We start from the raw sequence: 14,931 nt of genomic DNA on the forward strand, positions 1-14,931 counted from the left end.
CAAAGATAAAAAATTTCTTTGGGAATTACATTAAAGCTCTGGTTTTGGAGTTTTCTCAGTAGCTTTTGGAAATTGTGGATAAGTAATACTTGGTTTTTTACCTGTTAAAGTATGTAAAAATCTTTCTATAGAAGCTGCTTCTTTATCAGAAATTTCTATACCAAGTTGAACACTACCCATTTCTTTAATAGCATCTTTTAATGACCATATAGCACCATTATGAAAATACGGCGCAGTTTCAGCAATATTTCTTAAAGTAGGAGTTTTTACTAAACCATTTGCATCACCTTTAAAGTCTCCAATATTTGCAAATTTATATTTAGCTGCTACTTGGAAAGCTTGCATACTTCCACCTAAATTTACACCCGTATGACAAGCTGTACATCCTTTATCAATGAAAGTTTTTAAACCCTCTTGCTCTTTTTTATTTAAAGCTCTTGTATCACCTTCTAAGAATTTATCAAATTTAGATGGAGTTAAAAGCGTTCTTTCAAAAGTAGCTATAGCATCTGCAATATTGTCAAAAGTTACACCATCATTACCATAAATCTTTTTAAATTCTTTTACATATTCAGGCATAGAAGCAATCTTTTCAACAGCTAAACTTGCCGGAGTTGCCATTTCAGGTTCTGCTTCGATAGGTCCTTTTGCTTGATCAGCTAAAGTTTTTGCTCTTCCATCTCAAAATTGTGTTGAATTTAAAACAGAATTATATACAGTGGGAGAATTTAAATGATGAGGATTGGTTGTCCATTGATGACCCACAGCAGCTGCTATACCATCAGCTCCTCCCATGCCTAAGTTATGACAGGTATTACAAGAAATCAAGCCACTTTTAGACAGTCTTGGCTCAAAATACAGCTTTTTACCAAGATTAACTTTTTCTTTAGAAAATTTACTTGCTTTAACATCCATTTGCTCTAAAAGCTTTTCAACTTCTGCTTGATCTTTTGGCAAAGGTGCTAAACCTGCTGCTTTTGCTTCTTCAAGTAAAGATCTATCGGCAAATGCTGATGAAAATACCAACAAAGACAAAGCAATCAACAATGAAATTTTTTTCATAATACCACTCCTATAATAAGAATAAAGCTTATTTAAATAAACTTTATGAAAATATATACCAAATTTTCTTTAAATAAAATAAAAAATTAATTATAAAATAAAAATTATTATTTAGGATAATATACATCTTAAATAATAGTTTCAGCATTTATGCAATATTATTATAAAAATTATTTTATATTTTAATAGGATTCTATCAGTATGGAAAATTTAATCATCTATCTTCTAGCTTATCTTATAGGTGCTATTCCTTGTGGTTTAATACTAAGTCGTGTTTTTGCTAAGATTGATATCAAAAATGCAGGTAGTAAAAGTATAGGTGCTACTAATGTTTTAAGAGTGTTAAAAGAACACAATCCAAAATTAGCTAAAAAACTCGCCATCGCCACCGTAATTTTAGATGCCTTAAAAGGTGTAGTGCCTATATTAATAGCTAAATTTTTAGGATATGATGATAATATTTTATGGACTATGGCTGTTTTGGCTGTATTAGGGCATTGTTTTTCTCCATATTTAAAATTTGAAGGAGGTAAAGGAATTGCAACTGGAGCTGGGGTTTTAAGTATATTTTTACCATTAGAAATCCTTAGTGCTTTTATCGCTTGGTTTATTGTGGGAAAAGTTTTTAAAATCTCTAGCGTAGCTTCTTTGGTAGCTTTGATAGTTTTAATTTTTTCTTCCTTTATTTTTCATTATGATATGCCTGTAATTAACACTCATGCACCAATTTTCATCATAGCTTTTATAGTAGTATATAAACACATCCCAAACATTTTAAGACTTATAGGAAAAAAAGAGTGCAAAGTCATATAAAAATTAATCTAAAATTTAAATGTATTATAGGACTTTTAGATTTTGAAAGAATTCAAAAGCAGACTATTTTAATAGAACTAGAAGCTAAAAGTAAAAAATTTCTTGACTATGCTAAACTTTGTACTCGTATAAAAAAAATTTATAAAAAGAAAAAATTTAAAACCATAGAAAATTCTTTGAAGTATGTATGTAAAAATATAAAAACACATCATAAAAAAATTACATTTATAACTATAACTTGCTATAAACCCGATATCATCGAAAATGCCAAGGTTGGAGCTACTCTAACAAAAAAATATTAAAATATTTTTAAAGAACTTTGAATATTTGCTTAATTTGTGTTATACTTCTTTCCTAAAATTCTCCTTAAAGGAAAAGAATGCGTATTTTAGTTGTAGAAGATGAAATAGCTTTAAATAAAACGGTTTCAAATACTTTAAATGAATTTGGTTATCAAACAGATACTTCAGAAAATTTCAAAGATGCTGAATATTTTATAGGCATTAGACACTATGATTTAGTATTGACTAATTGGTTAATTGGTAGTAATGATGCTAGTGATTTAATCAACGTCATTAAACAAAAATCTCCAAGAACAGCTATCATAACACTTTGCTCTAAAACAGATAAAGAAAATGAAATCAAAGCTTTAAAAGCAGGTGCAGATGATTTTGTAAAAAAACCTTTAGACTATGATATTTTAATGGCTAGAATAGAAGCTAGACTTAGATTTGGCGGAACAAATGTAATCAAAATAGATGATTTAACTATAGATCCAGATGAAGAAAAAATCACTTATCAAGGAAAAGACATAGAATTAAAAGGAAAACCTTTTGAAGTCTTAACCCATCTAGCTAGACATTCTGATCAAATTGTATCAAAAGAACAACTTTTAGATGCTATTTGGGAAGAACCTGAACTTGTAACTCCAAATGTTATAGAAGTAGCTATCAATCAAATCAGACAAAAAATGGACAAACCTTTAAACATTTCTACTATAGAAACGGTGCGTCGTAGGGGATATCGCTTTTGTTTTCCTAAAAAATCAAATTGATCTTTAGGATGAAATCCTAAAGACATCTTAACTTTATTGGTTTAAATTACATATAAGTTTTTATATTGTATAAGATTTACACTCATCCAAAGGAAAAAAATGTCACTTTTAATCACTAAAGATTGTATATCGTGCGATGCTTGTAGAGAAGAATGCCCAGATGAAGCAATTTATGATAATGATCCAATCTATGTTATAGATCCTGATCTTTGTACTGAATGCGTCAATGAATTTTCTGAACCTGCTTGTATAGTAGCTTGTCCTGTTGATTGTATCATTCCTGACCCTGATAATGTTGAAAGCATTGAAGAGCTTCGTTTAAAACACAAAAATAAAGCTAATTAATGGCTAAAAAAACAGCAGTAATAGATCTTGGCTCAAATTCTATTCGCATGGTTGTTTTTGAGAGAACTTCAAGATATGGTTTTTATATTTGCAGTGAGTATAAAAAAAAAGTAAGACTTGGAGAAAACGCTTACAATAACAATAAAATTCTCCAAAATGAAGCTATGTATAAAGCCGAACAAACCTTGGCTTTTTTCAAAGAAAAAGCTTTAAAAGAAAAATGTGCAAAAATTATTGCTGTTGGAACTTCGGCTTTAAGAGATGCTCCCAATTCTAAAGAATTTATTAAAAGAATATCTCAAAATATAGCTTTAAATATAAGATGTATAAATGGCAAAACAGAGTCTTTTTTAGGCGGTCTTGCTGCTTTAAATTTACTATCAAACATCCAAAATGCTACCACTATTGATATAGGAGGTGGCTCTACAGAATTATGTCTAATTAAAGATGGAAAAATTATTGATTGTCTTTCTTTGGATATTGGCACGGTAAGACTTAAAGAGTTATTTTATGATCAGAAAAAATTTAATGCTTTAAATAATTTTATACAAGAAATTATTTTGCAAATACCTAAAAAATTTCAAAATGATAATATTATAGCTATAGGTGGAAGCTTGCGTGCTATTTCTAATTCTATAATGAAAAAAAATTCCTATCCTTTAAAAATGCTGCATAATTTTTGCTATGAAGTCGAAAAAGAAAAAAATCATATAGAAAAAATTTTAAATGCTAAAAATTTAATAGACTTTAGCATTAAAAAAGATCGTTTTGATACTATAAAAGAAGGTTGTGCAATCTTTCTTGCTTTGTTAAAAAATTTAAAAGCGAAACAAGTTATCACTTCTACAGTTGGGGTAAGAGAAGGTGTATTTTTATCCGATATTTTTAATAAACATGAAAAAATCAAAGAAAATACAAGCGATTTTACTAAATTTAATGCTAAATTTCCTCCTAATTTCAATCCAAGTTTAAAATCTTTACAAGATCGTTTTAATACAAACTATCCTAACAAATGTGCGTATTTTGCAAATAAAATTTTTGAAAGCTTAAAGCCTTTGCATAAAATAGAAAATTTATATAAAGCTAATTTACTTGATGCTGCAAAAATTTCACTCATAGGGGAAAAATTAAATTTTTATTTTTCAAATGAACATAGCTCATATATGGCCCTTAATGGATTAAATTTTGGCTACTCGCATAAAGATTTGACTTTGATTTCTACTTTACTTAAACTTAATGGTAAAAAATTTAATCCTTATAGCGTCGAACATTTTAAAAATTTATTACCTCATACTCATATAATTTCTTGGCTTAATTTTATATTCGCACTAGCCAAAAGACTTGCTAAAGATACAAACGAAAATCTTGAATTTGAGTTGAAAAACCATACTTTATATATTTATTGTGATAACAAAAATATTTATTTTTCAAAAGAAGAAATCAAAAAAATAGCAAAACCAAAACTCATAGTTTTAGCTTTTAATCAAAAGGCGCAATAATTATTGTTGCTTGAGTAATAAATTTTGCAATCTTTGTTTATTTTCTTCAAAATAAGAATTAAAATCTTTTTCTTTAGAATTAGTTTTTATAGGTTTTTCTTCGATCAAAACATCACTAGTTTCTAAAACAAGATTAGAATTACCTATAACCATAGTATAACGCTTTGCTCCATACTCAAACACTATAAGTTGATTATGTCTATCAAGAGATCTTTGAAAAATCAAATTAAAATTTCTATCTAAAGGGTATTTTGATTTTAAATAAATTTTTAAAATCCAAAGTCCTATAAGCAAAAGCAATAATACACTCATAACTAAAATATAATTAGTAAAATCGTAATTATCTTCTTGCTTGTTTGTTTGAAGATTTTCTTCAGATAGTATGGATGTTTGCTTTATAGAAGACAAAGATGCCGCCCCTTCTTTTTGTGCACGCAATCTAAGGCCAAATTTATCACCTACGCTATCGGCTTTTATTTCTACTTTTTCTCCAAGATTTAAAGCAATTAAAGTTTTTTCTCCTTGAGGAAAAATTTTTATTTTTTTAATGATATTTGAGTTTATCATTTGATCTTCTTCTTTGGAAGTTTTAGCATCCAAAGTTATAATTAAAACATTATCTTTTTTACTTTGACTTATACCACCATCATATGGAGTATCAAAAGAAAAGGTAAGATCGACCCTATCATCTCTTGGGTAGATATTATAATCAAGTATTTTTGCTCCAAAAAGAGGCAAAACCATGCAAAATAATAATAAAAATTTCATTGCAATTCTTTTTTAAAATACTGCAATACCGATTTAGAATCTAAAATCTCATTTATCCTAATGGCGAGATTTTTTTCATACACCATAACCTCACCTTTTCCAAAAATTCTCTTATTTAAATAAAGCTCAACACTCTCCCCAGCAGGCTTTTCAAGATCTATAACCGAACCCACTTCAAGCTTTAACAATTCTTTTACGCTCATATTGGTAGTACCAAGCTCACTAACAAAATCTACACTAATATCTAAAATTTCTTCATAAGATTGTAATAATCCTAAATGATCTTCAATCATAATTTTTTATACCCTATTCTAAAACGTGAATCTTTTAAAGTGTAGGTAAATTTTTCTTTTAGTTTTATAGAAGAAAGTTTTTCTATATGTCCAAGATATTCTGGCACGCCTAGTTTAAATTCATCTTTACCATTGGTATCATTGAGTAATTTTTTAGCATAACCTACTATTTGATTTGCAATTTCTTTTACTAAATCAGCCAAACCATCTTCTTTGAGCTCTTCATGTAATAAAACCAAAGCGATTTCATTTAAGGCTTTTTTTTGAAAAAATAAATAAAAACTGTATTCTTCATCTTTAAAATAAATCGGAATCGAAGCACCATAAAGCTCCCCTTTAATCGTGCTTGTTGGTTCGATTTTAAGCTTTAACACTTGCACGCAAAAATGATGAATGGAATACTCTAAAGTTTTATTCATAAGCAAATCCTTAAATAACTTAACATTAAACAAACATTTTACTAAATAAACCTTTAATCATAATTAATATTAAAATTATAAAATACTCAAAAATAATCATTACTTAGGAATATCATTGTGCTTATAGATAATTTTGATCTTAATAAAAAAGTTTTTATCATCGCTGAACTTTCAGCCAATCATGCAAATAGCTTAGAAACAGCACTACAAACCATAAAAGCAGCTAAATTAGCAGGTGCTGATGCCATAAAATTACAAACTTACACCCCAGATAGTTTGACACTAAATTCAGATAAAGATGATTTTATAATCAAAGATGGTTTATGGGAAAAAAGAAAACTTTATGAGCTCTACGAAGAAGCTAAAACACCATATGAATGGCACGAAAAACTTTTTGAATGTGCTAAAAATGAAGGACTTATATGTTTTTCTAGTCCATTTTCTAAAAAAGATTTAGAATTTTTAAAACAATTTAATCCACCAGCCTATAAAATCGCTTCTTTTGAAGCAAATGATTATAAATTTATAAGACTGGTTGCAAAAGAAAAAAAACCTACTTTGATTTCCACAGGCATTGCTTATGAAGAAGAATTAGAAGAAATTGTAAAAATTTTCAATCAAGAATCAAATTCTAATCTAATTTTGCTAAAATGTACTTCAGCTTATCCATCTTTAATACAAGATTTAAATTTAAACTTGATAAAAACTTTAAAAGCTAAATTCCAAACTACAATAGGCTTAAGTGATCATAGTGAAGGTTTTTTAGCTCCTGTTTTAGCTGTAGCGCTAGGCGCAAGAGTGATAGAAAAACACTTTATACTAGATAAAAATTTACAAAGCGCTGATGCTAAATTTAGCCTTGATTTTGATGAATTTAAGCAAATGTGTTTTATGGTGCGACAAAGTGAGCAAGCTTTAGGAGATAAAGAATTTAAAATAGATGAAAAGACTTTAAAAAATCGCCATTTTGCAAGAAGCTTATATGCTAGCAAAAATATAAAAAAAGGTGAAATATTTAGCGAAGAAAATATAGCTTGTATTAGACCGAATTTAGGATTGCATCCTAAATTTTTACCTATAATTTTAGGAAAAAAAGCAACTTCTAACATAGAATTTGCACAAGCTTTAAAAGAAGAAGATTTTGAAAAATAAGGAACTCCCATGCAAAAAGCTTTATTTGAAAAAAATATCCAAGCTTTACAAAATGTAAAACTAAAAGAAAAATTACAAAATTTTAAAAAGAATAATTTTAAAGCTATAATAGGAAATGATACATTAGATATTAATTTTATCCATAATGGGGGGGGGTATAGGCTTTATGAAGATGCACTTTTGCAATTAAATGAAAAATTAAATTTATACAATGATAAATATCTTTTATATCCCGTGCTTTATTTTTATGGATTTGGAAATGGAATTTTATATAAAGCTCTTTTACAAAATAAAAACAGACAAAATATTGTTGTTTTTGAAAAAGAATTAGAATTTATTTATTTAAGCTTTCATTATATAGACTTTAGTGAAGAATTAAAAAATGGTGCTTTGATTGTTTTAGATACTCAAGATCTTATTGATCTTGATTTTCAACTTTTATGCTCAAGTGCTCCTTTTTTTAATTTCTTGCGTGTGTATTTTTTAGATATTCATTGTGATTATTATGAAAAATACCAAGAAGATATTTTAAATACTAATTCTAATATGCAACTTCATATTAAACAAATCATCTTAAGCAAAGGAAATTCTTCCCAAGATGCCCTAATGGGAATAGAAAATTTTATCTATAATTTACCCAAAATTATTAGTAATTACTCTTTTAAACAATTATGTTTAAAAAGAAAAAAATTAAGTGAAGTAGCTATTATAGTTTCAACTGGACCTTCTTTGATTAAACAACTTCCTTTGTTAAAACAATACACTGATTATGCTAGTATATTTTGTGCTGATAGTGCTTATCCTATCTTAGCTAAAGAAGGTATAAAGCCTGATTATGTTTTATCTTTGGAAAGGACCAAAGCTACAAGTGAATTTTTTAATAATGATTTTAAAGAATTAGATAAGGATGTGTTGTTTGTATGTGCTAACGCTATACATCATAATACAACTCATTTCTTAGAAAAAAATCATAGGAAATTTATGTTTATGCAAATAGATTCTGGTTTTAGCAATTATTTAAAATTAAAAGATTTTGGGAAATTGCACTCATCTCCTAGTGTAGCACATATGGCTTATTTTCTAGCCATGCATTTAGAACACAAAAATATCATTTTTATAGGACAAGACTTAGCTTATGCAAAAGATGGTTCTTCTCATCCTAAAGAGTATCATTATAGTGCAAACTATGAAAGCACTAGTTATAAACATGAAGAAGTTTTAGCTTATGGTAGTGATGGTTTAGTTAAAACACATGAAATTTGGATGCTTTTTAAAAAAATGTTAGAATTTCTTATTTTTTCCACTCCACATATCACAACCTATAATTGCACCGAAGGTGGAGCTAGGATAGAAGGAACTATAGAAAAACCTTTCAAACAAATATGCGAACAATTACTAACAAAAAAACTTAAAAAACCTTTTGTAAAACTTGAAAAACTAAATCAAAATAAACAAAAAGAATTAATGTTAAAAGCATTTTATAAAGTTTATAAAAGTATAAATAAATGTGAAAAATTAGAATCTTATCTACAAAAGCTTTATTTACAATGCAATACAAGCTTAGAGAACAACAACAACCTTAATCATGTAATCCAAATTCTAGATAATTTAAAACACATGGTAGATGATTTAAAAACAATGCAAGATTTATATGAAATTTTATCCCCATCTTTACACCAATTTGAACTCAACTTAGCTCGAATTTATGTATTAAATCCTAAAACAAAAGAAGATGCTTTTAATAAAACTTTGCTTTGGATTAAAGAACATTTAGAATGGATTTTAATGTTAAATGATCATATAAAAGCATTAAAGATTACTTTAGAAAAAAATATTATCAATTTAGAAAAAGAACTTGAAAATCAAAATTTACATCAATATATTCAAAAAATAAAAAAGTTAAATTGTATTTTAAGGGTTTAGGTGAGGTTTAGAAAGTCCTTATACTTTGTTTGTTATAATACTCTTTAACCTTAGATAAGGACTTTTATGAATAAAGAATTATTTTTAAAAAACACTCAAGCTCTTTTTGAAGTAGATCAAATTTTAGCATATGAGCTTAGGAAAATCACCCAAACTTTGCGTTTTAAACTTATAAACAATCAAATTTTTGATGAACAAAATCAAATTTTTTTAGACAAACCCTACAATTTTGATACCGATAAATATGAGCTTTATCCGGTACTATTTTTTTATGGTTTTGCAGATGGTAGTTTTTTTAAAACTCTTTTACAAAATCCTCATTTAAAACACATTATAGTTTTTGAGCAAGAATTAGAAATTTTATATCTTGCTTTTCATTTGTTTGATTTTACTCATTTTATTAGAAAAGAAAAACTTATTTTATTTTACCCGCCAAATATCAATACAGCTCAACTTAAAGTTTTATTTAATTACCCTCATATCAAACATACACTAAAAATTTTTAATTTTCATTTTTATAATGACTTTTATGCTAATTTTTATGCTCAAAATGCCCATGATTTAATGCAAATTTTATTAAACATCATTAAAACACTTATGCTAAGTAGAGGAAATGATCCAAAAGATGCATTAATTGGGATTAAGCATAATGTTATCAATCTTGAAAAAATTATTTTTAGCCCACCTTTTCAAAATTTTTTAAAAGAAAGGAAAGCTAAAGCTAAAAATGCCATTATAGTTTCAACTGGACCTTCTTTAATGAAACAATTACCTTTGCTAAAACAATATCAAGAAAATGTTGTGGTTTTTTGTGCTGATAGTTCTTATCATATCTTAGCTCAAGTAGGAATAAAACCTGATTATGTATTTTCTTTAGAAAGAGAAGATTTAACAAGTGAATTTTTTAATAATGATTTTAAAGATTTTGATGACAATGTTTTATTTATCATATCTTCTTTAACCCATCCTAAAACCATAGAGTATTTAGAAAAAAATGGTAGAGAATATATGCTTGTTTTAAGGCCTTTATTTTTTGAAAGCAAGCTTGGATTAAAAGAATATGGCTTTTTAGGCAATGGATTAAGTGTTGCAAATATGGCTTATGAGTTAGCAGGTGCGCTAAGATTTGAAAATATCATCTTAATAGGGCAAGATCTAGCATATAGCGATGATGGCAAATCTCATCCTAAAGAGCATTTATATGGCGATCAAGGAGATGAAGAGATAGTTTATAAAAAAATTCCTGCTTATGGTGGATTAGGTGAAGTTAAAACTCAACTAACTTGGTATTTGTTTTTAAAAAGCTTTGAAAAAGATATTGCTTTAGCAAGAGATGTTTTAAAAATCACCACTTACAATGCCACTGAAGGTGGAGCTAGGATAGAAGGAACTATAGAAGAATCTTTTCAAAAATTGTGCGAGACTTTATTAAAAGATAAAATTAACAAAAGTTTTGTTTTATCAAGACCAAAAAATCCTAGCAAAAAACTCAAACAATGCAAGGAAAAATTGCAAAAACAAATCAAACAAAGTGAGCTTTTTATCAAAGAATGTCAAAAAGCTTTAAAAGAACAAAATTTAGAAAAACTTAAAAAATTAAGAATCAAACTACCAAAAAGTGAATTTTTCTCAGATATTTTACAAGCTAGATGTTTTCAAAATGAATGTGAAGTTTTAAGATATAAGATTAGTAAAGATTTAGATAAAGAGTATTTTTTAAATTCTCAACTAGCTTTTTTCGAAGAAGTTCTTCTTTATTTAGAAAAATACAACCAAACCATAAAAGAAAATTTAAAGGTCTAAAATGGATAAAACTCTTTTTAAAAAAAATATTTCTGCTTTAAATGAAAATTTTCAAACTATTTTTAAAAATATTAAAAAAACAAAATATAAAATTTTACAGGGCAAGGATTCTTTGGATATTAATATTATCGATGAAAGAGGAGAGATGGTCTATAAAAATGCTTTGATAGAACTAAACTCTAAATTGAATTTTTACCATCAAAATTATAGACTTTATCCGGTGCTTTATTTTTACGGATTTGGAAATGGCATTTTATACAAAGCTCTTTTGCAAAATCTTTATTTAAAACATATTGTAGTTTTTGAAAAAGATTTTGAGCTTATATATCTTTTATTTTTTTATATTGATTTTTCACAAGAATTAAAACAAGGCAAGCTAATCATTGCTGAAGAAAATCTGCAAAATAGTGCTTTGCTTGCTTTAATGTCTAAAAATCCATTTAGAGAATTTATACGAACTTATTTTTTAGAACCTCATTGTCAATATTATGAGCAATTTGAGCAAAGCATTTTAAATTTAAATCAAAAAATGCTATCTAATATCAGATCTATTAGCATACAAAAAGGGACATCAACACAAGATACATTACAAGGAGTAAATCAATTTATACAAAATATCCCTACTATGCTATCAAAACCTTGTTTGAAAGAATTACTAAATAAAAGAAAGGCTAAAGCAAAAAATGCCATTATAGTTTCAACTGGACCATCTTTGAGTAAACAACTTCCTTTACTTAAACAATATCAAAACAATGTTGTTATTTTTTGCGCTGATAGCGCTTATAGTATTTTACAACTTGAAAATATTAAACCTGATTATGTTTTTATGGTAGAAAGAAGTAATTTTACAGCTGAATTTTTTAATAATGATTTTAAAGATTTTGATGAAGATATTGTATTTATATTAGCATCTCTAGTCCATCCTAATGCTTTAAAATACCTAGAAAAAAATAATAGAAATTTCATGCTAATCTCAAAAGAAACCTTTGAAACATATTTTAAACTCAATGTTTTTGGTTATGTAGATTATGCAATTTCAGTAGCACATTTAGCTTTTATAGTTGCCAATTTATTGGAATTTGAAAATATCATTTTTATTGGACAAGATTTAGCATATAATGATTTAGGACATTCTCATCCAAAAAATTATAAACATAGCGCAACCTATGAAAGTCAGATGGATAAATTTAACACTATAGCTTATGGTGGAAAAGGTTTTGTTAAAACACATATTGCATGGGACATGTTTAGAGTAAATTTGGAATATCTTTTTACTCTCTCAAAAGCTAAAATTTATAATGCCACAGAAGGTGGAGCTAGAATAGAAGGAAGCGTAGAAAAATCTTTTAAAAAATTGTGTGAAACTTTATTAAAAGAAAAAATTGATAAAAAGTTTAAAAAATTAGAGAATTTTAAATATTCCAAAAAACAAGAATATCTTTTAAAAACTTACCATCAAATCAATTTGCTTTTAAAAGATATCACACATTATTTACAAAAATATGCTGATATGATTTTATTTATCAAAGATAATTTTCATGATTTTTCAAAAATTATCCAGTTTTTAGATAATTTTGATTTAGATGATTTTAAAAACAACGAACTGATTAAACTTTTACTTGCATGCTATTTAGATCAAATGCGTTTTGCTTTAGCTAAAATTTACATCATCATTCCAAATGATGAAAATACTCTTTTACAAAAAAATCAAGCTTGGATCAATTTACATTTAGAATATTTTCAATTGATATTAATTACCTTAGAAAGTTTAAAAACTCTCATCTTAAGAAATAAAAAAATTATTGAAAATGAACTTTTAAAAAATGATTTAGAAAAATATATCAAAAATTGACGATATTATGTTTTTAAATTAAACAAGGATGAAATTTACAATGAAAACAGAAATTTTTAAAAAAAATTTAAAATCCTTAAAAGGAAGTGAATATAAAAACTTAAAACAAAAACTAAGCAAAATCAAAGAAAGCAAAGATTATGCTTATGAATTTGGTAAAGATCCTTTACATTGTAATATCATTTTTCAAAATTCTAAACTTCTTTATAATAAAAACCCTTTAAATGAATTAGAAGAAAAACTAGCATTTTTTAATGAAAACTATGCAAGATATCCTATATTGTTTTTTTATGGATTGGGAAATGGCATTTTATACAAAAGCTTACTTACAAATAAAAAACATGAAAGAATTATAGTTTTTGAAAGAGATTTAGAATTAATGTTTTTGGTTTTAAGTATGATTGATTTTTCTAAAGAATTTGCTCAAGGTAGATTTATACTCATACATACTAAAGAAATGACCTATACTAAATCTGATATGCTATGTTCTTTTTTGGATTTATTTTTAAAAACTTACAATTTACATATCCATTGTGAATTTTATGAAGAACAAAAAGAAGAAATACGCTTTATTAATAATTTAAATTCTCAAGCTATAAAAAGTTTAGCCCTAAGAAGAGGTAATGACCCAATTGATGCTATGCAAGGCATTGAACAATTTGTATTAAATATACCTAAAATGCTAACCCACCCAAGCTTTAAAGAATTAAAAGAAAAAAGAAGCAATAAAAGTAAAAATGCTATTTTAGTAGCTACTGGTCCGTCTTTAAAAAAACAACTTCCCTTGCTCAAACAATACGCTAGTAAAGCTACTATATTTTGCGCTGACAGTGCTTATCCTATTTTAGCTAAAGAAGGTATAAAGCCTGATTATGTTTGTATGCTAGAAAGAGATGATTTTACATCTTCATGTTTTGATAATGATTTTAAAGATTTTGATAAAGATATTACTTTTATATTAGTTTCTTTAGTTCATAAAAATAGCATTAATTTTTTAGAAAAAAATAAAAGAAAATATATCTTGATTTCAAGATCTATGCCTTTCGCATATTCTTTAGGTTTGCATGATTTTGGCTATGTAAGCGGTGGTATGAGTGTGGCTCATTTAAATTATGAAATTGCAATAACACTAGGGCATGAAAATATCATTTTAATAGGACAAGATTTAGCATATAGCAATGATGGTAAAACTCATAGTGAAGGATTTTTACATGAAGATTACCATGAAGGGGACTTTGAAAGAGATAAGGATAAATATAAAATCAAAGCATATGGTGGAAAAGGCTTGGTGCAAAGCTCTGAAGTTTGGGTTTTATTTAAACAAGTATTTGAAAATTTAATACAAAGATACAAAAATGTAAAAATTTACAATGCTACTGAAGGCGGGGCTAGAATAGAAGGAACCATAGAAAAATCTTTTAAAAAATTGTGCGAAGATTTATTAACAAAAGATCTTAAAAAACCTTTCACAAAACTACATAATTTAAAACGAAAAGAAAGTGAAATTTTAATGCTTCAGGCATATAAACAAATTAAAAAAAATATTAAAGCTAGTCAAATTTTCCTAAAAGAATGTAATAAATTATTTAAGGCATTAAATTACAAAAGTAAAATACGCTATACTTTTGATGAATTAAATTTAAAAATAGACAGGTTAAAAGAAAAAATAGAAAGTCAACAATATATTTTTTTAAGAGATGCCATAAGTCCTTCTTTGTTTCATTTAGAAAGTACTTTTTCAAATATTTATGTTTATAATATGCACAATGAAAGTGATAGACAAAATAAACTTGTAGCTTGGATTGAAGCTCATAAAGCTTGGACGGAAGAAATAAGCGAATTAGTTTTAGTGCAAGAAAAAGCACTAAAAATAGCTATTATGCCTTTACAAGATATCTTAGAAAAAAGAAATTTAATTTAAAATATATATAAAAACTAAGTGGGAAAA

Annotated in this window: 13 protein-coding genes and 1 pseudogene; 10 read left to right on the forward strand and 4 right to left on the reverse strand. The window is 26.7% G+C overall.

Annotation, left to right across the window (positions count from 1 at the left end; genetic code table 11):
* Positions 1–30 precede the first annotated feature (30 nt).
* Positions 31–1,062, reverse strand: a pseudogene (locus tag FPD38_RS07680) (cytochrome-c peroxidase).
* Positions 1,063–1,263: 201 nt separating this feature from the next.
* Here FPD38_RS07680 and plsY point away from each other — a divergent pair.
* The 5 genes from plsY to FPD38_RS07705 all read left to right on the forward strand — a co-directional run bounded on the left by plsY (position 1,264) and on the right by FPD38_RS07705 (position 4,773).
* Positions 1,264–1,875 carry a glycerol-3-phosphate 1-O-acyltransferase PlsY gene (plsY, locus tag FPD38_RS07685; RefSeq protein WP_147556173.1) on the forward strand — a complete coding sequence of 204 codons (612 nt, stop codon included), beginning with the start codon at positions 1,264–1,266 and terminating at the stop codon, positions 1,873–1,875.
* Complete coding sequence (locus FPD38_RS07690; protein WP_147556175.1) at positions 1,860–2,177, forward strand: dihydroneopterin aldolase; 318 nt, start codon at positions 1,860–1,862, stop codon at positions 2,175–2,177. Before plsY ends, FPD38_RS07690 begins: the two co-directional genes overlap by 16 nt.
* Positions 2,178–2,254: 77 nt before the next feature.
* Positions 2,255–2,929 carry a homeostatic response regulator transcription factor HsrA gene (hsrA, locus tag FPD38_RS07695; protein ID WP_147556177.1) on the forward strand — a complete coding sequence of 225 codons (675 nt, stop codon included), beginning with the start codon at positions 2,255–2,257 and terminating at the stop codon, positions 2,927–2,929.
* Between the two features lie 99 nt (positions 2,930–3,028).
* Entirely contained in the window at positions 3,029–3,274 is a 246-nt protein-coding gene (locus FPD38_RS07700; RefSeq protein ID WP_147556179.1) for a YfhL family 4Fe-4S dicluster ferredoxin, read from the forward strand.
* Positions 3,274–4,773 carry a Ppx/GppA phosphatase family protein gene (locus FPD38_RS07705; RefSeq protein WP_147556181.1) on the forward strand — a complete coding sequence of 500 codons (1,500 nt, stop codon included), beginning with the start codon at positions 3,274–3,276 and terminating at the stop codon, positions 4,771–4,773. The genes FPD38_RS07700 and FPD38_RS07705 overlap by 1 nt, the downstream gene beginning before the upstream one ends.
* Here FPD38_RS07705 and FPD38_RS07710 read toward each other — a convergent pair whose 3' ends face one another.
* From FPD38_RS07710 to FPD38_RS07720, 3 genes are read right to left on the reverse strand one after another with little or no spacing between them, the layout of a single operon-like run.
* Positions 4,774–5,541 (reverse strand): hypothetical protein, encoded by a 768-nt coding sequence (locus FPD38_RS07710; protein ID WP_147556183.1) that lies wholly within the window; start codon positions 5,539–5,541, stop codon positions 4,774–4,776.
* On the reverse strand, positions 5,538–5,834 hold the full coding sequence (fliN, locus tag FPD38_RS07715; RefSeq protein ID WP_147556185.1) for a flagellar motor switch protein FliN: 297 nt from the start codon (positions 5,832–5,834) through the stop codon (positions 5,538–5,540). Before fliN ends, FPD38_RS07710 begins: the two co-directional genes overlap by 4 nt.
* Complete coding sequence (locus FPD38_RS07720) at positions 5,831–6,253, reverse strand: chemotaxis protein CheX (RefSeq protein WP_147556187.1); 423 nt, start codon at positions 6,251–6,253, stop codon at positions 5,831–5,833. Before FPD38_RS07720 ends, fliN begins: the two co-directional genes overlap by 4 nt.
* A 117-nt stretch (positions 6,254–6,370) precedes the next feature.
* On the opposite strand from FPD38_RS07720, the gene pseI reads away from it, so the two are divergent.
* The 5 genes from pseI to FPD38_RS07745 all read left to right on the forward strand — a co-directional run bounded on the left by pseI (position 6,371) and on the right by FPD38_RS07745 (position 14,904).
* Entirely contained in the window at positions 6,371–7,405 is a 1,035-nt protein-coding gene (gene pseI, locus FPD38_RS07725) for a pseudaminic acid synthase (RefSeq protein WP_147556189.1), read from the forward strand.
* 9 nt (positions 7,406–7,414) lie between these two features.
* Entirely contained in the window at positions 7,415–9,328 is a 1,914-nt protein-coding gene (locus FPD38_RS07730) for a motility associated factor glycosyltransferase family protein (protein WP_147556191.1), read from the forward strand.
* Between the two features lie 66 nt (positions 9,329–9,394).
* Positions 9,395–11,131 (forward strand): motility associated factor glycosyltransferase family protein, encoded by a 1,737-nt coding sequence (locus tag FPD38_RS07735; RefSeq protein WP_147556193.1) that lies wholly within the window; start codon positions 9,395–9,397, stop codon positions 11,129–11,131.
* Position 11,132: 1 nt separating this feature from the next.
* Complete coding sequence (locus tag FPD38_RS07740) at positions 11,133–12,983, forward strand: motility associated factor glycosyltransferase family protein (protein WP_147556195.1); 1,851 nt, start codon at positions 11,133–11,135, stop codon at positions 12,981–12,983.
* A 40-nt stretch (positions 12,984–13,023) separates the two neighbouring features.
* Complete coding sequence (locus FPD38_RS07745) at positions 13,024–14,904, forward strand: motility associated factor glycosyltransferase family protein (RefSeq protein ID WP_147556197.1); 1,881 nt, start codon at positions 13,024–13,026, stop codon at positions 14,902–14,904.
* Positions 14,905–14,931 lie beyond the last annotated feature (27 nt).

This window comes from Campylobacter volucris (genome assembly GCF_008011665.1).
GTDB lineage: Bacteria > Campylobacterota > Campylobacteria > Campylobacterales > Campylobacteraceae > Campylobacter_D > Campylobacter_D volucris_A.

What these genes read in the sequence shown, in the direction of transcription:
- FPD38_RS07735 (WP_147556193.1), top strand. Translation starts at nt 9,395, where the DNA reads ATGAATAAAGAATTATTTTTAAAAAACACTCAAGCTCTTTTTGAAGTA.
- FPD38_RS07740 (WP_147556195.1), top strand. Translation starts at nt 11,133, where the DNA reads ATGGATAAAACTCTTTTTAAAAAAAATATTTCTGCTTTAAATGAAAAT.
- FPD38_RS07720 (WP_147556187.1), bottom strand. Translation starts at nt 6,253, where the DNA reads ATGAATAAAACTTTAGAGTATTCCATTCATCATTTTTGCGTGCAAGTG.
- fliN (WP_147556185.1), bottom strand. Translation starts at nt 5,834, where the DNA reads ATGATTGAAGATCATTTAGGATTATTACAATCTTATGAAGAAATTTTA.
- FPD38_RS07730 (WP_147556191.1), top strand. Translation starts at nt 7,415, where the DNA reads ATGCAAAAAGCTTTATTTGAAAAAAATATCCAAGCTTTACAAAATGTA.
- hsrA (WP_147556177.1), top strand. Translation starts at nt 2,255, where the DNA reads ATGCGTATTTTAGTTGTAGAAGATGAAATAGCTTTAAATAAAACGGTT.
- FPD38_RS07710 (WP_147556183.1), bottom strand. Translation starts at nt 5,541, where the DNA reads ATGAAATTTTTATTATTATTTTGCATGGTTTTGCCTCTTTTTGGAGCA.
- plsY (WP_147556173.1), top strand. Translation starts at nt 1,264, where the DNA reads ATGGAAAATTTAATCATCTATCTTCTAGCTTATCTTATAGGTGCTATT.
- FPD38_RS07705 (WP_147556181.1), top strand. Translation starts at nt 3,274, where the DNA reads ATGGCTAAAAAAACAGCAGTAATAGATCTTGGCTCAAATTCTATTCGC.
- FPD38_RS07745 (WP_147556197.1), top strand. Translation starts at nt 13,024, where the DNA reads ATGAAAACAGAAATTTTTAAAAAAAATTTAAAATCCTTAAAAGGAAGT.
- FPD38_RS07700 (WP_147556179.1), top strand. Translation starts at nt 3,029, where the DNA reads ATGTCACTTTTAATCACTAAAGATTGTATATCGTGCGATGCTTGTAGA.